The sequence below is a fragment of the Alginatibacterium sediminis genome (assembly GCF_003610775.1).
Classification (GTDB): domain Bacteria; phylum Pseudomonadota; class Gammaproteobacteria; order Enterobacterales; family Celerinatantimonadaceae; genus Alginatibacterium; species Alginatibacterium sediminis.
This window is the reverse complement of the sequence record NZ_RAQO01000004.1, coordinates 286,037-304,906: the sequence shown is the minus strand read 5'-3', so window position 1 is coordinate 304,906 and position 18,870 is coordinate 286,037. Positions and strand designations below refer to the sequence as shown.

The window sequence follows — 18,870 nt, the reverse complement described above, 5'->3', positions numbered from 1 at the left end:
CACCACACTCTTATAGTGCTTTGGCATTAAGCTAACCTAATTGTCTCACCAATTGAGATGGTTTTAAGCGCAATAAACTCCGCGTACTTAGCCAGCCACTAATCGCAACCAGCAAGCCGCCACTCAATGGACCCACTAGCCAAAGCATCCAGTTGATACTTAGTGGCATACTTAAGACCCAAATTTGCAATAAGGCGATAATAACTTGGGCCGAAATTGCTGCCATTAGACCGGCTATTGCACCTAGCAAGAAAAATTCATAGAAAATTGCGTTTCTTAGCAATGCTCCTGAGGCGCCGATAGTGCGTAATATCACTGTTTGCTTACGGCGCTCTTCAAGTGAGCCTTGAACCTGCGCTAACAGCACTAAGAGAGACGCCAGTACCACAACCACCAGTACAAAACGCATCGCCAAGGATATTTGACCTACAACTGTATTCACTTGTCCAATAATTGCAGCTACATCAATAACAATCAGCGTGGGCACTTGGTTAAGTAGTTCACTTAACCAAACTTGCTGGTTTTGTTCGAGGAAAAACGCGCTCATATAGCTAACATTTAGTTGCTCTATGACATCAGGACTCAGAATGACATAAAAGTTAGGCTGCATTGTCGACCAATCTAAACTGCGGATGCTGCTGATGGTCACCTCAAAATTCTGATTTCCAGACAAGAATTTGAGTTTGTCACCCATTTTAAGACCTAGGCGTTCAGCAAATTCTAACTCAACTGACGCGCTGTTTTGACTCGTATCGGTAAGCCACTGGCCTTGTTGTATTTCGTTGCGATAAGGCAATTCTAAGGTAGCACTTAGATTTAGTTCTCGCCCTACGCCACGCCGCTGTTCTTGCTGTTTGCCGTCATCGGGATCAACATATTCGCCTACCCCATCACCGCCTTGGGCAACATCCACATCATTAATCGAGGTTAAACGTGCTCGCAGCATCGGATACAAAGGCGCATCGCTAATGCCCTGCGCTGCAAAAGCTTGTTCTACAACAGGCAACGCATCACTGTCGATGTTAAGCACGAAATGATTAGGCGTACCCTCGGGTAGTTGGCTTTGCCATTGTCCGATCAGGTCGTTTTGTACCACATAGACTACCAACGACAGTTGAATCGCGATGGTAAAGCCTATCAACTGAATTGCATTATCACGGGCATTTCGCTGTAAGCTTGCCGCAGCAAGTTTAAGCGCACTTTGACCAAAGCTTTGGCTGAGTTTTCGACTAAAAAACAAAAACAATCGCCCCAACAGTAACAACATCACCACTACCGCTATACCCACACCAAATAAGATCGCGCTGAGTACTAAGGAATTGCTATACAGTAACAGTAGTGCAAACACCGCCACAGCAACAACCAACAAGTGCTGCCATTTACCCTGAAACTTTTGTTCTTGCTCCCGGCGAATGACGCGTAAGGGTGCAATTGAGAACAGTTGTGCTAGCGGGGGAAGCGAAAAGCCAAAACCACACACTAAGCCACTCAGAGCGGCTAACCATAAGGGTCTGTAGCCAGTATCAGCCATTTCTATATTCAGTGCTTGCTGAACATAGCTATCAATAGGTACCTGCAATAACAAGCCAAGCAGCAGACCGACAATAATTGAAACCGTGATCACTAAACTCAGATGCCCTATGTAGATGCGCCTAACTTGACTACGCGAAGCTCCAAGGACCTTAAAGATAGCAACCGAATCATAGTGACGCTGGCCATAGAGCTTACTTGCCACGGCCACTGCTGTAGCAGCCAAAAGCACCCCAATCAAGCCTGCAAGTAATAAAAACTGTTCTGATTTTTGTAAGGCTTGCGCAAGCGCAGAGCTACCAGAGCTCACATCCCGATAACTTTGGTTGGCTTGCAACTGTGGTTTAAGCCATTCGCCTAGTCCATCAAGAGCAGCCGGCTGGCCACTAAACATATAACGGTAGCTTAAACGGCTTCCCGGTTGTACGACCCCGGTGGCTTCAACATCATCGATGTTGATAATGACACGGGGGGCCGCCATAAATACTGAAAACGGTGCATCAGGTTCTTGGGTGATTCGGCCCGCAATTTTAAGCTGTAAATCTCCAATATAGATGGGATCGCCAACGTTTAAGTCCATTTGGTAGAACAGCCGCTCTGCCAACCAGGCTTCACCTATGTTGGGCGCTTTTACTTCACGTTCTTCCCCAACTTCGCGCTGCTCGCTAATACTTAAACGTCCGCGCAGTGGGTATTGGGAACTCACCGCTTTTACACTGGCTAATTTGAAATCGTCATTTGCAAATAGCATGGACGAAAAGACCAGTTGTTCGGCGTAACCTAAGTCTCGCTGGTTAGCTTGAGCTGACAAATCAATTTCAATTTCGTGGGCGCTTCGTAGTACGCGGTCAGCGGCAATAAAACTGGAGCTTTGGCTAACGATAGCACGCTCTATACGAGCACTTACGCTTGAGAACAACCAAACTGACACAACAGCCAGAACAATAGCGGCAGCTATAATACTTAACTCACCACGGCGTAGCTCTGAGCGAAATAGACGCCAAGATAAACTAAACATGTTATTGCTCCTCGGCGCTAGCTTCCGAAGATTCAGTTAAACGCCCCTGATCCATACGCAGAATTCGCTGGCAACTTTGCGCAAGTGCAGGTTCATGAGTCACGAGTACCAAGGTTGTTTTGCTTTGTTGGTTTAGGTCGAATAATAGTTTCTCAATGAGCAAACCATTTTCACGGTCTAAGTTCGCTGAAGGCTCATCGGCAAACAACACCGCCGGTTGGCTTATAAATGCGCGAGCAATAGCAACCCGCTGCTGTTCACCTCCGGAAAGTTGATTAGGATAATGATCGGCTCGTTTGGAAAGCCCAACTTTATCGAGCCAATCGAGAGCTAGTTCGCGCGCGTTGGCTTGGTTTTTAAGCTCAGCTGGCAACATCACATTTTCAAGTGCACTTAACGCTGGCACCAATAAAAACTGTTGGAAAATGAAACCGATAGATTCGCGGCGCAATTGAGCCCGCTGTTCTTCATCGAGTTCACGTAATTGTTTGCCGCATAGTTTTACATCACCCGTGCTAGGTGTATCTAAACCTGCTAGCATACCCAGCAAGGTGGTTTTGCCACTACCCGATGCCCCAACAATGGCGACGGATTCTCCGGTGTAAATACTCAAATTGATATCGTGTAACAAGGCTAGTTTGCCTGCTTGAGTTTCCACGTTATGATTGAGCTGCGTCGCTTGTATTAAACATTCTGGCTGCATTGATCCCTCGATACGGCAATATAATTTATGGTGCAATATGAAATTTTGCGGTTTTAAAGCTTACCTATGCAACTTACTTTGCATATCTTTACTTGTAGTTGCTCCAGCGCTCAACGCGCAGGCAAGTAGTTTTAAGTGGTTACTGATGGGTGATAGTCTCAGCGCCAGCTATGGAGTTGATCCCGAGCAAGGCTGGGTTAATCTACTCAATCAACAATCTACTACGTTACCAAGTGCCTGGCAGATCATTAATGCCAGTATTAGTGGTGAAACCAGTAAAGGTGGCTTACAACGACTAAACCAAGCGTTAGATGAGTCCTCAGTTGACGGATTGATCATAGAACTTGGTGGTAATGACGGTTTGCGAGGCTACCCGCCCAAACAAACCCGCGAAAACCTTCAAAACATGATTGATATTGGTAAGCAACGTGGCTTGCGAGTTGCCATTATGCAAATTGAGATCCCACCTAATTATGGTAGTCGTTATACCAGCGCCTTTCGAAATATATTTAGCGAACTTGCTGAACAAAACGAAATTGACTACCTGCCATTTTTTATGCAAGAGCTGGCAACGCAGCCGGACTATATGCAAGACGATGGCATCCATCCCAATACCGCAGCCCAACCGATACTGGCCGAGTTAATGGTCGAAATGCTTCAGCCGATTAGCCAAACACCTTAGGTTTTGGCGGCTTTGACCATGACCGTTAACCTTGAGCTGCAAACTAGTTTGTTCGCATGTTCAAGGTTAATTTGCCAAACTTGCAGGCTGTTGCCTAGCTTTAGCGGCCTTGCAATGACGTCAACATGCCCATGACGCACCGCGCTCAAATGGTTGGCATTAATTTCCACCCCCAAGACCATTGAACCTTTGGGTGCACACATGAAGGCCGCGCAACTGCCAATGGTTTCAGCAACCGCCGCACTAGCCCCACCATGCAGTAAACCCATAGGTTGGCGTACTTTGTCAGTTACCGGAAACTGGGCTTTCAGGTAATCCTTACCTATTTCAGTAAACTCAAGATCCCAGAAGCCTGCTAAATTACCCTCGTTCATTGCATTTAAGCGCTCTAAGTCAAACTCTTGCTGCCAAATAGATTGCGACATTTTAAGTTCCTTAAAGATTTTCGAGCAAGGCTTGCAAAGGGTGTTTCAATTTTTGACCTTCAAAACGCTTAACTTGGCTGCGGCACGAGTAGCCAGTTGCCAAACAACGTTCACGGTCATACTCAGCTAAGCGTACCTGCCAACTTTGTCGGTAAATCGTTTGCGACGTTTCGACTTGTTTAGCATCGTGCCCATAAGTACCGGCCATCCCGCAGCAACCTACTGCAACCGGACTAAGCTTGCCGCCAAATGCCGCGAACACTTGTTGCCATTGTCCTTCGGCGCTCGCTGCGAGTGACTTTTCGGTACAATGACCAAATAGCTGCCACGGCTCTTGATCACGCAGTTGCGGCAGCTGTGAGTTATCTTTTATTTGCTCTGATAACCACTCCTGAACCATATGAACTTGAAAGTCTCCCCGTTTATCTGCGAGTACTTGCTTGTATTCGTCACGGTAACAAAGCACCAATGCCGGCTCTACACCTACCATAGCAATGTTGAGCTGCGCAACTTGGTTCAAAAAAGTTGCTGTGGTCGTGGCTGTTTTCTGAAAATCCTTTAGAAAACCTTTAATGTGTTGAGCTTTGCCATTAGGGCTAAAGGGCAACACAATAGGGTTCACATCTAACTTTTGGCAAAGCTTAATAAAATCTTCAACTAAGTCGGCTTCGTAATTAGAGGTAAACGGGTCTTGGACGATGAGCACCGTTTTGGCTTTTTGCTCAGCTGACATTGCGTTTAGCGCCAAATAGTCGTAATCCGAATTCAAATGAGTACTCAAGCGTTGCTTAAGGTTCGGTTGGCTCAATCGCGGGATATCTACCATGCCAATGGAATGCTTGATGGCAGATTGCATCCAGCTTTGGTCGGTAAACCAATTAAAAAATCCAGGTGCTTTGGCCATTAATGGGGCGTAGTTTTCAACTTCCGCCACAAAATAGTCCTTAGCTGGTCGCAGATAGCGCCCATAATACAAATACATAAAGCGGGCTCTAAAATTGGGTACATCAACTTTAATTGGGCAGGCCGTGCTGCACGCTTTACACGCTAAACAGGTTTGCATAGCGTCCATCACTTCATGATTAAAGTCTTGCTCTTGCTTTTTACGCCACGTGTTTTGGGTTTTTTGCCATAAATTGTGCCACATCGGCGCATTCATTTGAGCTTGTTCAATTTCTAATACGTCTTTCTGATCGTCGCTAAGCAAGCGCAGCCACTCTCGAATTAAACCTGCGCGGCCTTTAGGTGAATAACGACGATCGCCACTAACCTTACTTGATGGGCACATTGGACTATGGACGTCATAGTTAAAGCAAAGGCCGTTACCATTACACAGCATTGCTTCACTATACGACTCTCTGATTTGAACCGGTATTTGGCGATCAAAACTTGCCCGTTTAACACTATCAACACTGACCAGTTGTGCATCACTTTCTAAGGGGGTACAAATTTTTCCAGGATTCAATTGATTGTAAGGGTCAAAACTAGATTTTATTTCACGTAAGCAGGCAAACAGTTCGTCGCCAAAAAATGCTGGGCTGTACTCCGAGCGATACCCTTTACCATGTTCGCCCCACATCAAACCGCCATATTTAGCCGTCAAAGCAACCACCTGATCGGAAATCTCTCGCAGCAACAGCTCTTGCTCAGGATCAATTAGATCAAGTGCCGGCCGAACATGCAATACGCCGGAGTCAACGTGTCCAAACATACCGTAACTCAGACCATGTTGATCAAGCAGCGCTCTAAACTCAACAATGTAATCGGCCAAATTCTCTGGCGGGACACAGGTGTCTTCTACAAAAGCTATTGGCTTAGCACTGCCTTTTGCGTTGCCTAGTAGGCCAACTGCTTTCTTACGCATGTTGTAGATCGCCATCACGCCAGTAAGATCATCACAAACCTGCGTACCAATAACGCCGAGTGCGCTTGAATCGGATAATGATTCAATCAGCGCATTAACTTTATCCAACTGAGTTTGTTGGTCGTCTTCGGCAAACTCTACAATATTGATGCCTGACATATCGATATTGGGCACATCGGAAATTAGATGATCGACACTCTTCCAAACCACATCTTCTCGCGCTAAATTCAAGACCTTTGAATCAATGGTTTCTACCGACAACGCCTTGGCTTTAACTAAGGTTGGTGCGTGGCGAAGTGCTGCATTGAAGCTGTCGTATTTAACGGTAACCAAGGTACGAAACTTAGGAATTGGGGTTAAGTCAAGTTTGGCCTCAGTGATAACTGCCAACGAGCCTTCACTGCCACATAACAGGCGCGATAAGTCCAAGCTTTGCTGCTGGGGATTAAAACAGTTCTTTAGATCGTACCCGGTTAAAAAACGATTTAGTTTAGGAAACTTCGCTTCAATTTGCTGACGTTTATCAACACAAATTGCGCGCGCAGTTTGATATATCTCACTTTGGTTTGGATCACTAGGTAAGTCGTTTAAGTCGACAGCCGCGGTATCAATACTGGTGCCATTAGCGAGTACCGCTTTAAGTGCCAAGACATGGTCACTGGTTTTACCGTAGACCAGCGATCCTTGCCCTGAAGCATCAGTATTAATCATGCCACCTAAAGTGGCCCGATTACTAGTCGATAAATCTGGCGAGAAAAACAAACCATGCTGCTTAAGCTCGGCATTTAGCGCGTCTTTCACAATGCCAGTTTCAACCCGCACCCAACGCTCTTCGACGTTTAACTCCAACACGCCTTTCATATGCCGAGAAAGGTCAAGCACAATGCCTGTTGTTAGACTTTGGCCGTTAGTACCGGTGCCACCGCCGCGCGGAGAAAAAGCCACTTGTTGGTAACGCTCTTTGCCAGCTAAAGTCATCACAGTGATTACATCACTGTGGCTTCGTGGCAACACTACCGCCTGAGGTAACTGCTGATAGACTGAATTATCGGTACTCACCGCTAGTCGGCTAGCGTAGCTGTTTTCGATTTCGCCGCTAAACTGCGTTTTGCTTAAATCATCGAGAAAATCTATGTATATTTGAGAGAGTAATTGCGCTGAAGAGAGCTTCGGGATCATCCGTTTTCTATCCGACTGAAGTGGTCATTTGTTGGTGGCCGAGTATACCACACCCCCTCGCCTTGCCAATCACTGGGCAAAAACTCTCAGTTTCGTAAGTAGCTCACTATTATCCGTTTTGCTAGGTAGCGCTGGCGCGATAAATCACTACCTAGATATGGCCCGCCACTATTTAAATGAGCTACTGTGAGCTCAAATCATTATTTAACAACATAAATTGCAGCCAATTTAAGCCTCTGCTCTCAGGCTAGGCACTAGACAATTAACGGACCGCGTATCGCGTATGCCAAGATTAAAATGGTGATACTAAAGAATAGAAAAAACCACTTTCTCGCCAGAGTCGTGCTCTTCGCACTCAAAGATAAGGCCCTCAAAATCCTTTGCCTTGATTGCAGTATCCATCATTTCGGCCTGCTCGCTATTGAGCTGGTTCAAAAATGGACGCAAGGCCAGTTTTGCTAGCGCCAGCGGCACTTTCACCGTATCTTCCTTAACACCGTCAAGAAAGGTTTCAATCACAAAGCTTTCCATCAGTATTCCTTAATCCGCATCTGTCATCAAATTAACTGTAATGGTTTAAAAAACCAATGTGTTAATAGTCATCAAGGTTTGCACATGAATCGTTTGTTATGTAACCAAAAATGCACAAGGGGCGCGTAAAACTAGGGATGAGCAAAGCTACAAGAAATTTTAAACGATATGACGTTCAATGGTTGTTGATGTTGGTACATGTATCCCAGCAATGCTCTAACATCTAACTTAACGGTTAGTGTCGCCCAGTGGGTTTTCTGCGAGGTAATGTACGATATTGGGCATCATTTGCTCGAAGCCACCTGGTGTATTGATGCTCATAAATCCGGCAGTGCTAGCACTTCTATTCTCAAAGCTATGTTTATGTCCACCAGGAATAAATACATAAGAGCCTTTAGCAACATCTAGCCAATTTTCATCTACAAGGATTGCTACAGTGCCTTCGAGTATATAAAACACGTGGTCTTCAGTATGCGAGTGCATGTGTGGACCTTCGGTGTTGGGCTCTAGCCACCACTCTGATACTGAAAGCTTAGAATCCGTTTCACTGCCATCGACTATAAACACCGATGACATGCGACCCATAGAGTAATGTCGGCCTTGATTCGGCTCAATTACAAGCGGTTTTATGTTGCTAGTTTGGCTCATTCCAAATTCCTTATGTAGGTTTTACGGCCACCAGTTTTAACAAGCTTGTTTAAAATCTTTTTATCCATAAATACCAATGTTAATAAAAACAAAGGACTATTCAACGCTTAAGTCTTGATATGCGTGAACCCGAACCCGCCAACCTTTTAACCAGTGTTCTTCGTCGCGAGGGGCATTCTTCACGCGTCTTGTGAGGACTTCATCTGCAGCAAGGCCAAAGCTGCGCAGCGGATTATCATAATGGATAGGCATGCTCAATAGGACTTGCTTTAAGCCCCAGCCTTCACCTTGGTAACGTTCCTTTAAATTGACGCCTTCACCTTTAAAATTCACATAATCAAGTAAGGCAAAAAGGCCTTCCACGCTGGAGAGCTGTTGAAGATGCTCTTGGATTAGCTTTTGCTCTAGGGCGGTACTGCTGTCAAGAATAAGTGGAATAGCTTGTTCTAAGCGAATGATAATAAAACGGACTTGAAGTGCTAAGTGCTCACTGAGTAAAGCGCGTAACTGACTTAGTTGCGGCTGATCAAACTCGGCATAAAACTGTTCGCGAGATTTCCAAGGTGCTAGCTTTGCGTCATTTAGCCATTGCGGTAATACAACGCCATTGTCGGTCATAAAATTTAGTAATTGAGGGAACTGTTCTTTGAAAGGTCCTTTTTGTGTTGTGGGGTACCAAATAAAATGTCCCAGTCCTAATGACGGAAAGTCTTCATTTTTATTCCAAGTGCTCAAATGCTCAACTTTTTGCTGCCCTTCATTTTTCCAAATTAGCTGCCCCAACTGCTGCGCTTGACTATCATCAAGCACTATAGGGAAAGGTGTGCTAAGTGCTGAAAAATTACAAAAAAGCAGTAGGAAGACGGCGATGATCCTAGCCATATTGACGACCTCATTTTACAAAACTACAAATTAAAAGAGTCTTGTACCATGTTGAACCATGAAATGCGCGGTGATTGGATTGCTGAAGTTAAAATACCCCAAGCCAAAACAAACAGCTTGGGGTTTAATAAATCTAATTACTTAACCATTGGATGTGGCCGCATTAGTTCAAAGGCCTCATCAAAATTGTCGAGCATAGATTGCAGTTGCACTAGACCTTCAATGTTACCGTCGAAGCTTGCTTGTTTCGATTCAAATAGCTCATCTAAGGTGGTCTGCTTCATCATTATTTGGTTGATGTCAGCTCGGTTGATTGTCAGGCTTAAATCGGCCTCAGTAGCTTGCTCAATAATAATATTGTTCAGGTTGCTATTGGCTAGCTCAACAAAGTGGATAGCGTCTTCATCAGGAACAATAAGATTCATAGTAAAGCTTACTCCCTCTGCTGCTGGCGCATTTAGGCGCACACCGGCATAGTCGAGCATTAGGCTGGTTGTCATACCATTAATCGCATCTTGAGAAGCAGCTTTGGTCCCTAATATAATTCGGTTTTCACGCAGCTCTGTTGCTGCAACTAAGTAGCTGTTGCGCCATCCAGAACTTTCTGCTTGATAGCCTAATTGCTCTAGCGCATCTGCTTGCAGGTTTGCTACCTTTTGATTGCTCGGTTCCGCGTAAACCATTTTATTACCCATTTCGACAGCGAAACGATAATTACCGGCTTCAACTTGCTGTTGCATAAAGTTGTAAGCTGTATCCATACCACCCATCGCTTCAACCCAAGTTGTTGCTGATTTCTCTAATGGCAAGGTGTCTAGGGTTGCGGGGTTTGCGTTGTAATAACCCAAGTATTTGTTTACCACAGCTTTTGCATTGTGAGAATACGAGCCATGGTAACCATTAGTTTCCCAGGTGTTAAACTGCACCTCGGGTACAATATCTGCCAGCATGTCACCAACTGCATGAATATCAACACCGTGGTTTGCCAGACGCAAGGCTTGGTTGTGTACAAAACCATAGTTGTCACGTTGCAACTTCATGTATTCCAAAATAGCAGCGTTACCGAATTTTGGCGCACCATGGCTTGCAAACAAAAACTCTGCATCTGAAAACTCATTGATAGCGATATTGATGTACTTCGACCATGCTAGGGCGTCGCGTACCTCTGCACCTCTGAGGGTATAAATGTTGTGCATACCATCGACTACAATCTCACCGCCCCAGAGTACTTTTTGGTCAGGGAAATAAGTCATCATACCTGAAGGCGCTTCAGCGTTATCGGCATTGAGGTGGATCATGCGTACCCCGTCGATAACCATTTCATGTAGGTCTTCAGTTGCAGTAATGGTTGGGGCAATTAAGGTCAATTCACCATTAGAAATACCTTTACCAATTGCAGCAGTGACTGGTCCTTGGTCACCGGCCCTAATCCCCTCACCATATTGTGGAACCTTGCGTCGTGCCATCGCTGTACCGGCCATAATATTCTCAGAGATCGCATACTCCATGAAGTTGCGCGGGGCAATCACATCAACTAAACCGGCGTCAACGTCTTCTTGGCTAACGGCACCTTTAACACCGCCAAAGTGATCCGCATGACTGTGTGAGTAGATGACTGCTTTAATAGGTTTTTTAGGCATGTGCTTGAAAAACTGTTCGAGTGCATGTTCAGTAGCTTCACGAGTTGTTTGCACATCATATAAAATGTAGCCGGTGTCTGATTCAATAACTGATAAATGCGCGAGATCAAGGCCGCGTATTTGGTAAAAGCCGTCGGTTACTTGATAAATACCAGCTTGACGTAAGTTATGTTGCGCTTGACGCCATTGTGAAGGGTTTACCGAGTCAGGACGTTCGCCATTTAAAAATTCATACTGCGCTAGATCCCATACTACATGGTCGTGATCGTCGTGGTTTTCACCACCCAAAAATATGTCGCGATCAAACGCTGCGATCAATCCTACTTCTGCGTTTTCAAATCCGCCCCGGTCTTCATGTGGAAGGCGAGCGTCTAGTTCATCGTTAAGACGTTTGGTATGTACGGATGCTGGTTTGCCTTGGTAATCAAGGGTCATGCCTTCATGATCGCCATGGGCATGGCTATGGTTTGAGGCAAATGCTGGCGTGGTTAATAACAGGATGATGCTTGAAGCAATGATGGTCTTTTTCATGTGAACCCTTATACAGAATCAAAATAACCCCAGGAGCCTCCTTCTCTCTGAACATAGTTATAGACTAATTGAGCCAATTCATTAAATAAACACTCCTGGCTATGCTTAATACTTAACTTTAATTTATGTATTAGGTTAGTATTGCTGTCATGTAAATTTCAAAAACCGTATTCGATATGACACAGAAAAATGACTTAAATTTGTTAGCGATGTTTTTAGAAGTTTATCGCTTAAAGTCAATTACCTTGGCTGCGCAGAAACTTGAGTTGACCCAAGCTGCAGTTAGCTCTGCTATGAAACGTTTAAGCCAGCGCTGTCAACATGAACTATTCTTACGCCAAGGTCGGGGTATCATTGCTACTGACTTTGCCGTTCAACTAGCCAATAAAATAGCTCCAGCAATAGACAGCGTAGGACATACTTTTGCTCAGTTTTCTGGATTTGATCCGCAACAAAGTGGTTTTGAGTTTCGGATCTCTGCAATCGAAGTCATCGCCAATCTGTTACTTCCTGCAATCGAAGCACTTTGTAAAACCATCCAGCTAAATATTTCCCTGGTACAAGCTCCTAGCAACCATACGGAACTAATCAACGCTTTACGTTTAGAGCAATTTGATATCGCTATTGATACCGCGACAAATCGCGAAAAAGGTTTTGTTTATCAACCCATATTTACAGAAGATATTGTGTTGATCTGTCGCAAGGGACACCCCCGAATTAAAAATAGTATTAGTCTCGAGCAATACTATACTGAGCGGCATATTACGCTGCGATTAAGGCGTTCAAACTTGTCGGCTGTTGAATATTATGCGAGCGAACAAATAGCTGAACGAAAGATTGCGATGGAGAGCTCATCTTTACTACAACAAATTGCACAAGTGGCTCAAAGTGATTGCATTGGAGCTTGCAGCCGCCATTTGGCACTCAAATATGCGGACCAGTTTCAAATCAATATTCTACCGATGCCGCTAACCTTGGCTAAAGTCGAATATTGCCTTATCTGGCACCAACGCATGAATGATAAACCAGCGCATATTTGGTTACGCAATCAGTTGGGATTACTGTTTAGTGAATTGAACATAAACACAAACTAAATGTCGCTAATGGCATGGGGTACCCAAAGCTTATTTAGATGATCGGGTAACGCAATTACTAAAAATGCTGGTCAATTAATATCGGGTTGCCGTCAGGATCGATGGCTATAAAGCTTGCAGGACCGGTACTGTTTTCGTCTGCTTCACTCTCTATTTTTACACCTTGGGATTTAAGCTGACGTTGTAATTCTCGAACATCAGTATGGCCGTCCACTTGTTGGCCATTTTGGTCCCAACCGGGATTAAAGGTCAGCATGTTTTTTTCGAACATACCTTCAAAAATTCCGATAATATGTTCACCATTTTTTAGAACCAACCACTTTTCATCGGCATTTCCGCCGACTACCGAATAGCCAAACTTTTGATAGAAATCGAAAGAAGCCTGCAAGTTTTTAACAGAAAGACTAATCGAAGATTTACCTAAATTCATCACAGTACACCCTTTTTTAAGCATGTACTAAGCATGGCGGAAAGCTTAGAATTTGCCAAGTTTTAACTGATCGCCGGCAATTAGTCGTATTTTTTCACTGTCCATTTTCTTAACCAATAAGGCCGCTCGCTGTCCTACTGCAACATTAGCATTGGGGAATATTACGGCTTTGGGACCATCACTAATGATTACCGGCTCATCAGCTTGCAGCGCAATTACATCGCCGTTTTCAAATTGAGTAAAATTAGCCAAGTCGACGCTGAAACATAGTTCGAATTGAGCTTGAGCCTTCACCAGGGTTTCACTGACTTCAAACCAGTGGCAACGTTCGAGTACCAGCGAGTGCTGCTGACTAGTTTCTGCGCTTAATAAATATTTAAGCTGCTCAAACATAGCCGACATTGACGTCAGGTCATTTTCCCCAAAGTCATTCACCTTACCAAGTTCAATGGTAAATGCCCGAGCACCATGGGTACGTGCACTGTGATAGCTAAAGGTTGTGGTTGGAGTATTTGAAAACAGCACGCAATCTAATTCACAAGCTTGAAGCCAGGCTAAAGAATTCGCGTCTAAAGCCTCTCCATGTGTGAAAGGATAAACGACAAACTTAGCAAATTTGCTATCTCGTATCGCCGTATGTAGATCAAGATGAATGCGCTCGACACTGCCAGTATTTGACGTATAAAAATCAGCTACGTGACGCTCTAAGATCTGCGCCCGAACATGTTCTCCGTCGACATCTAGTCGCTTATGAGCGCCACAGAACAAACGGTTTAAATTCGTCCCGAGCTCTCGACACCCAAGACGCATGGCCTCTGGATTTCCAATTAACAATAGCAGATTTTGATGAGGGATAAGTTCGCCACGAAGTACTAACGAAAGAAGCTGATCCAATAATTCTATGGGAGCAGTTTCGTTGCCGTGTACGCCCGCAGAATAGACTAGTGCACGTTGTTTGCTGTTTTGCATGGCAGTAATTTCAATACAGCCTTCATCCAAACATTGGACTATACACGATCCAGGTATTTCGAATGAACATTGCTCCCAGCTGGCATCTAAGCGTAATAGACTAGCGATTAGGCCCAATTCAGTGAGTTGCGATTGCATTAATAAAGTCTTCCTTGATGATCATGCAGTCATAATACTGATGTGTAGTGAACTGTCTAGAGCGTGGGTCACGATTCATCGTGCCAAATTTAGGTGTACACGTGTACGCTGAAATTGTAGACTGAAGATCATTTATTTAATTTGAACAAAAATTGTTCAGTAAATTGAGGCCTAAAATGGCTACAATAAAAAAAAGCATCCCACAACTTGCGTATAACGCTTTAGAAGAGCGACTCAATTCAAGTTCCCATGGTTTAGGATTCTTGCTTGCCGTTGTTGGCTTACTGTTTTTAATAACTAAAGCAGAGGGTGCGTTAGAAATAACTGCAGTTAGTATCTATGGTGGCAGCTTAATCCTCATGTTCTTGGCGTCGTGTATATACCATACAGTGGCCGACCCTGTTTGGAAGCAGCGCCTTAAATTACTCGATCATTCAGCAATCTATATTTTGATCGCTGGCACTTACACACCAATTTTAATGATAGCTTTTGACGGTTGGGTTTCGTGGGCTTCGATGCTAGCAATTTGGTCTTTAGCGGCATTTGGCGTAGCCTTCAAATTACTAACTCAAACTCGATTTCCGAAAGTATCGTTGAGTACTTACCTAGGAATGGGTTGGTTTTCGGTGCTATTAGCCTACCCACTTTACCAAAACGTTGCCAGCGCAGGCTTATACTTGTTAGCCGCCGGTGGCTTAATGTTCAGTATTGGCGTGCTATTTTATGTGGCTAAGCACAAGCCTTACACCCATGCTATTTGGCATTTATTTGTGATAGCAGGCTGTAGTTTTCACTTTGCTAGCGTTTACCACTATGTCGTTTAGGAACAACTGCTTGCTGGTCATGCTGTCTGACAGCAGCCTTACGTTGCCATCGCTCGATAACTAGCCAAACCCTCAATACGTCTCATCCAAGCGCAGATACCTGGATAATCGGTAAGTTCGACCCCCCCCTCATGGGCAACATGAGTATATGCATACAAGGAAATATCCGCGCAGCTCAATTGATTGCCAACTAAGTATTGGTTATGGTGCAGGTGCAGCTCCATAACCGCTAGAGCTTTATGCCCACCTACTTGTAAGTCCAAATATTCTTGTTGGCGTGACTCAGGTAAGCCTAAATACTTATTAATAAATCGTGCAACTGCAATAAAAGGTTCGTGACTATATTGCTCAAAGAACTGCCATTGCTGCATTAACGCTTGCTCATACTTGTCGCTTGGACTAAGCAATGTTGCATCCGCAAGAAAGTTAATTATCGCATTTGATTCAGATAAGCAACGCCCATCAGGCAGTACTAAGAGTGGTATTTTCGCATTCGGATTCATTTTTAAAAACTCACTGGACTGTGTATCGCCTGCAAGTATGTCGATGTTAATCCATTCAAAGTCTAAACCTAAAATGTGACTGACGAGTTCAACTTTATAGCAATTTCCAGAGAACCTATCACCGTAAATTCTTAACATTTCAAACTCCTAGCTCTTTAGTTTTGCATCATGCCGACTGGCAGTTTTCTCTGTGCTAATACGTTTGCTAACATAGCTAGAATTAACATCACCGTTATCACCGGCCATAGACTACTATCAAAGAAGAACGTTGAAACGCCCCCCAAGACAGCTGCCATAAAAAACTGAATACTACCGATTAATGCTGAGGCACTACCGGTATCTTGGTTAAATTGACTAATGTAAATAGCATTACAATTTGGAGCTATAGCTCCTTGTGCGCCCACACTAAATACAATACCAACAACCATTAAACCTGGAGCAACTTCCAATACGTTCATGCAAAACATCGCGATTACCGCAAGCATCTGAACTCCCAGAGCAAAACGCATGATGGTTTCTGCTGAGTATCGATTCAAAAAGTAGTTATTAAGTCGATTGGCTATGGCCATCATAATAATGTTAAGCGCGAACAAAACAGCGAAGCTCTGATCAGAGAACTGGTAATAGTCTTGGTAGATAAAGGATGCATTTGTGACAAATACAATCATCACACTAAACGCGCATCCTTGGATAAAAATGTATTTGATTGCACTTCGATTAGTTAAAACATTGCGGTAACGCTGCAAGGCACTGATGCTCGAGGCGGACTTGATCGGTTTGTCTTTCGGAATAGCTGACATAGAAATAAATGTCACGACCACCGCATAAATACACAAAAAGTAAAATATAGATTGCCAAGAAAAGAAGTTAATCAGTAGCGCACCGACACTAGGTGCAATCGCGGGAGCGGCCACCATGATTAAACCCACTAATGAGAACAATTTCGCTGCTGCATTACCCGTCGCCCGTTCACGGATTAACGGTGAGACACAAACCATAGCAAAACCACCACCAAGCGCCTGTATCAATCGAAAGGCTTGGACGTAAATCAGTTGCTCAGATAATGCAATCATGAGACTGCTTAAAGCAAACACACTCAAACCGGCAAGGATCATGACACGTTTACCAAATCGGTCAGCCATTGGCCCGCCGACTATTTGTCCAAAGGCCATACCTAAGATATACAGACTAATAGTGTTCGCAACTTGATCAATACCCGCAGAGAAATAGCTGGCCATGTAAGGTATTGCTGGCAAATAAGCGTCAATCGCAAATGGAGATGCCGCAATGATTAGCGCCATTAACACCGCAAAACGGGTGTCATTCATGTGTTGCATATAAACTCACTGTGAAGGTCGCACTGCGCGACGTTGTTGATAAATATGAATAAGACCATCGGTAGCTAGCACCAACAATGCGAGAACAATCAATAAATAGATAGGCCATTGTCCGGGATCTAAACGTTCTCCCAATAACCAGCCAACTGCAAATACCAATGTCGGTTCTAGGTAGCTCATTAAGCCAAATATAGTTAACGATAAGCTACGCGATGCAAGCAAAAATAGCAGCATTGAGATACTACCTAATACACCAAGACCAAGATAGTAAATCCAAGCGGAAAAAGCCTCAAACGCAATGATTTGAGAATGAAAACTGAGAATGTAAATAATTGCCACGGGTAACAAAAAGAGATTGTCTAAACTAAATGCTAAGTGGCTAGGTAAAGGGTAGCGACGGCGTAGCATAAAATACATTGGGTATCCTAAAGCTACCATTAACACTATCCAAGACAAACCTTGCGCCAACAAATACGCATAAGCAACGCCACAACTAGCTATAGCGACTGCTATCCACTGCAAAAATCGTAGTCTTTCCTGATACACAAACCGGCCAACGACAACCAGCACAAGTGGAAGCGCAAAATAGCCTAAAGCTACGGATAGCGTTTGTCCTTGGGTTGGAGCCCAAAGAAACAACCAAAACTGACAACCAACCAGTAATGCAGCCAAAGCATAAATGGGGTACATCCGCCATTGACGTACTAACGCCAGCAGTTGTTTAAATTGGCCAAAATATCCCAAGCCAAACATCAAAATAACGCAGCTCCAAACGATGCGCTGAGCCGCTAACCAGTTCCCAGATTGCGCTTGCTCGGGCATCAGCAATACATAGGCGGGAAACAAGGCGAAAAGGCATGAGGCATTTATAGAGGCTATTAGGCCGATAGCTGTTTTTGAACGGGGTTTACGACTCACAACTTTATACTCTAGCGAGAATTAAGCTTCATCAGAAACTAAACATTGCATATACGCAAGGGATAACAGTTAATTATTTAAATAACGATTACAAATATAGTTTTTATTCTAAGCTTACTAATATTTATATTTTTTTGATTTAACTGTTGCAGTATTAAATTTGATTGGTTATATTTTGCTCTCAAGTGTAACTGTTTAAGACGAGGTAGCCATGAAACAACTTTCTAATAAATCCATCTACGCTATCCGTCTATGTCACATGTCGGATACCGACTACAGGATAAGCAGCTAACACCTTGAAATAAAAATTAATTTTTTAACAAGAAGCTGCGAAATGACGCAGCTTTTTTGATCCTAGCATCGTGTCATTTCGCTCTTTAATAGGGAACCTAATGACATGATGTCTATTCAAATTCGTATTATAAGCACCGTTCTAGAAATTTTAATTCGGTATCAAAACCATCTCGAAGTTCAACGTTGGCTAAAAGTAGAGCGTAAAGCCCGTATTCGCTTTACCGGTATGAGTGCGCATATTGCAAAAGATATAGGCCTAGATCCAGAAAGCCGTATATTAGCAATTAAAGCGTCTGATAAAGCCAAACAGGGACAAAACTACCAGTTCTGGAAATGGCACTTAAGCAAACAGTCATTGAACCAGCAAACGTAACTTTAGGGCAGCCAGCGAATGCTGGCTGCCCTGCCCAACTGATCTTCGTGCTCAATGTTTGATGTGATTAACGTCCACAAGGTAGTGAACTAGTACAGCCTAATACAACTTAGAAATTATACTCTCGATAAGCGGTTCAGATTGCAAATCAAGTTGCAAAGCAACTCTTTCACTGCAGTTTAACCGCTTCACCAGAATACTTGCTGATGTTTTACCTATGCAGAGCACCCATTCCAAACCGCCGCCGTAGAATTACTAGCTCATCGGGTAAGTAATACCAATCACAGTAATTTATTGATCACTATTGTTTGACTAAAACACCAATCTTGTCGTCATAACTCTTGTCATTAGACCGCT

At 43.9% G+C, this 18,870-nt stretch carries 17 protein-coding genes; 4 read left to right on the top strand and 13 right to left on the bottom strand.

Annotation, left to right across the window (positions count from 1 at the left end):
* Positions 1-31: 31 nt before the first annotated feature.
* Both DBZ36_RS04505 and DBZ36_RS04500 read right to left on the bottom strand, forming a co-directional pair.
* A complete protein-coding gene (locus DBZ36_RS04505) occupies positions 32-2,548 on the bottom strand; it encodes an ABC transporter permease (RefSeq protein WP_120353730.1) in 2,517 nt (838 codons plus the stop codon).
* A 1-nt stretch (position 2,549) separates the two neighbouring features.
* Positions 2,550-3,251, bottom strand: coding sequence for an ABC transporter ATP-binding protein (locus DBZ36_RS04500; RefSeq protein ID WP_120353729.1), 702 nt, complete (start codon positions 3,249-3,251; stop codon positions 2,550-2,552).
* A 37-nt stretch (positions 3,252-3,288) separates the two neighbouring features.
* On the opposite strand from DBZ36_RS04500, the gene DBZ36_RS04495 reads away from it, so the two are divergent.
* Positions 3,289-3,933 carry an arylesterase gene (locus DBZ36_RS04495; protein ID WP_120353728.1) on the top strand — a complete coding sequence of 215 codons (645 nt, stop codon included), beginning with the start codon at positions 3,289-3,291 and terminating at the stop codon, positions 3,931-3,933.
* On the opposite strand, the gene DBZ36_RS04490 is transcribed toward DBZ36_RS04495, so the two are convergent.
* The 6 genes from DBZ36_RS04490 to DBZ36_RS04465 form a co-directional block, all read right to left on the bottom strand.
* On the bottom strand, positions 3,930-4,358 hold the full coding sequence (locus DBZ36_RS04490) for a hotdog fold thioesterase (RefSeq protein ID WP_120353727.1): 429 nt from the start codon (positions 4,356-4,358) through the stop codon (positions 3,930-3,932). The genes DBZ36_RS04495 and DBZ36_RS04490 overlap by 4 nt on opposite strands.
* Before the next feature lie 10 nt (positions 4,359-4,368).
* Positions 4,369-7,401: a D-2-hydroxyglutarate dehydrogenase YdiJ gene (gene ydiJ / locus DBZ36_RS04485; protein WP_120353726.1), complete on the bottom strand. Its 3,033-nt coding sequence runs from the start codon at positions 7,399-7,401 to the stop codon at positions 4,369-4,371.
* A 306-nt stretch (positions 7,402-7,707) separates the two neighbouring features.
* Positions 7,708-7,932, bottom strand: coding sequence for a hypothetical protein (locus DBZ36_RS04480; protein ID WP_120353725.1), 225 nt, complete (start codon positions 7,930-7,932; stop codon positions 7,708-7,710).
* Positions 7,933-8,160: 228 nt separating this feature from the next.
* Entirely contained in the window at positions 8,161-8,580 is a 420-nt protein-coding gene (locus tag DBZ36_RS04475) for a cupin domain-containing protein (RefSeq protein ID WP_199711768.1), read from the bottom strand.
* 96 nt (positions 8,581-8,676) lie between these two features.
* Positions 8,677-9,462, bottom strand: a complete 786-nt coding sequence (locus DBZ36_RS04470) for a hypothetical protein (RefSeq protein WP_120353724.1) — start codon at positions 9,460-9,462, stop codon at positions 8,677-8,679.
* A 137-nt stretch (positions 9,463-9,599) separates the two neighbouring features.
* Positions 9,600-11,633 carry an alkyl/aryl-sulfatase gene (locus DBZ36_RS04465; protein ID WP_120353723.1) on the bottom strand — a complete coding sequence of 678 codons (2,034 nt, stop codon included), beginning with the start codon at positions 11,631-11,633 and terminating at the stop codon, positions 9,600-9,602.
* Between the two features lie 176 nt (positions 11,634-11,809).
* On the opposite strand from DBZ36_RS04465, the gene DBZ36_RS04460 reads away from it, so the two are divergent.
* The gene (locus tag DBZ36_RS04460; protein ID WP_120353722.1) at positions 11,810-12,727 is read left to right on the top strand and encodes a LysR family transcriptional regulator; all 918 of its coding nucleotides are present in this window, start codon (positions 11,810-11,812) and stop codon (positions 12,725-12,727) included.
* 58 nt (positions 12,728-12,785) lie between these two features.
* Here the strand turns inward: DBZ36_RS04460 and DBZ36_RS04455 are convergent, their stop codons facing one another.
* Both DBZ36_RS04455 and astE read right to left on the bottom strand, forming a co-directional pair.
* Complete coding sequence (locus DBZ36_RS04455) at positions 12,786-13,157, bottom strand: VOC family protein (protein WP_120353721.1); 372 nt, start codon at positions 13,155-13,157, stop codon at positions 12,786-12,788.
* A gap of 45 nt (positions 13,158-13,202) precedes the next feature.
* Positions 13,203-14,264, bottom strand: coding sequence for a succinylglutamate desuccinylase (gene astE, locus DBZ36_RS04450; protein WP_120353720.1), 1,062 nt, complete (start codon positions 14,262-14,264; stop codon positions 13,203-13,205).
* A gap of 176 nt (positions 14,265-14,440) precedes the next feature.
* Between astE and trhA the strand changes: the two genes are divergently transcribed.
* Complete coding sequence (trhA, locus tag DBZ36_RS04445) at positions 14,441-15,088, top strand: PAQR family membrane homeostasis protein TrhA (RefSeq protein ID WP_120353719.1); 648 nt, start codon at positions 14,441-14,443, stop codon at positions 15,086-15,088.
* A 38-nt stretch (positions 15,089-15,126) separates the two neighbouring features.
* On the opposite strand, the gene DBZ36_RS04440 is transcribed toward trhA, so the two are convergent.
* The 3 genes from DBZ36_RS04440 to rarD are packed head-to-tail and all read right to left on the bottom strand — an operon-like array spanning position 15,127 to position 17,846.
* Positions 15,127-15,729, bottom strand: coding sequence for a glutathione S-transferase family protein (locus DBZ36_RS04440; RefSeq protein ID WP_120353718.1), 603 nt, complete (start codon positions 15,727-15,729; stop codon positions 15,127-15,129).
* Between the two features lie 17 nt (positions 15,730-15,746).
* A complete protein-coding gene (locus tag DBZ36_RS04435) occupies positions 15,747-16,928 on the bottom strand; it encodes a multidrug effflux MFS transporter (protein WP_120353717.1) in 1,182 nt (393 codons plus the stop codon).
* A 6-nt stretch (positions 16,929-16,934) separates the two neighbouring features.
* On the bottom strand, positions 16,935-17,846 hold the full coding sequence (gene rarD / locus DBZ36_RS04430; RefSeq protein WP_233558093.1) for an EamA family transporter RarD: 912 nt from the start codon (positions 17,844-17,846) through the stop codon (positions 16,935-16,937).
* Between the two features lie 397 nt (positions 17,847-18,243).
* Between rarD and DBZ36_RS04425 the strand changes: the two genes are divergently transcribed.
* Positions 18,244-18,513: a hypothetical protein gene (locus tag DBZ36_RS04425; protein WP_120353716.1), complete on the top strand. Its 270-nt coding sequence runs from the start codon at positions 18,244-18,246 to the stop codon at positions 18,511-18,513.
* Positions 18,514-18,870 lie beyond the last annotated feature (357 nt).

Excerpts from the sequence above, each read along its gene's own strand:
- DBZ36_RS04495 (WP_120353728.1), top strand. The coding sequence starts at position 3,289 with ATGAAATTTTGCGGTTTTAAAGCTTACCTATGCAACTTACTTTGCATA.
- DBZ36_RS04460 (WP_120353722.1), top strand. The coding sequence starts at position 11,810 with ATGACACAGAAAAATGACTTAAATTTGTTAGCGATGTTTTTAGAAGTT.
- DBZ36_RS04425 (WP_120353716.1), top strand. The coding sequence starts at position 18,244 with ATGATGTCTATTCAAATTCGTATTATAAGCACCGTTCTAGAAATTTTA.
- ydiJ (WP_120353726.1), bottom strand. The coding sequence starts at position 7,401 with ATGATCCCGAAGCTCTCTTCAGCGCAATTACTCTCTCAAATATACATA.
- DBZ36_RS04440 (WP_120353718.1), bottom strand. The coding sequence starts at position 15,729 with ATGTTAAGAATTTACGGTGATAGGTTCTCTGGAAATTGCTATAAAGTT.
- DBZ36_RS04455 (WP_120353721.1), bottom strand. The coding sequence starts at position 13,157 with ATGAATTTAGGTAAATCTTCGATTAGTCTTTCTGTTAAAAACTTGCAG.
- DBZ36_RS04500 (WP_120353729.1), bottom strand. The coding sequence starts at position 3,251 with ATGCAGCCAGAATGTTTAATACAAGCGACGCAGCTCAATCATAACGTG.
- DBZ36_RS04475 (WP_199711768.1), bottom strand. The coding sequence starts at position 8,580 with ATGAGCCAAACTAGCAACATAAAACCGCTTGTAATTGAGCCGAATCAA.
- astE (WP_120353720.1), bottom strand. The coding sequence starts at position 14,264 with ATGCAATCGCAACTCACTGAATTGGGCCTAATCGCTAGTCTATTACGC.
- trhA (WP_120353719.1), top strand. The coding sequence starts at position 14,441 with ATGGCTACAATAAAAAAAAGCATCCCACAACTTGCGTATAACGCTTTA.
- DBZ36_RS04490 (WP_120353727.1), bottom strand. The coding sequence starts at position 4,358 with ATGTCGCAATCTATTTGGCAGCAAGAGTTTGACTTAGAGCGCTTAAAT.
- DBZ36_RS04470 (WP_120353724.1), bottom strand. The coding sequence starts at position 9,462 with ATGGCTAGGATCATCGCCGTCTTCCTACTGCTTTTTTGTAATTTTTCA.
- DBZ36_RS04435 (WP_120353717.1), bottom strand. The coding sequence starts at position 16,928 with ATGCAACACATGAATGACACCCGTTTTGCGGTGTTAATGGCGCTAATC.
- DBZ36_RS04480 (WP_120353725.1), bottom strand. The coding sequence starts at position 7,932 with ATGGAAAGCTTTGTGATTGAAACCTTTCTTGACGGTGTTAAGGAAGAT.
- DBZ36_RS04465 (WP_120353723.1), bottom strand. The coding sequence starts at position 11,633 with ATGAAAAAGACCATCATTGCTTCAAGCATCATCCTGTTATTAACCACG.
- DBZ36_RS04505 (WP_120353730.1), bottom strand. The coding sequence starts at position 2,548 with ATGTTTAGTTTATCTTGGCGTCTATTTCGCTCAGAGCTACGCCGTGGT.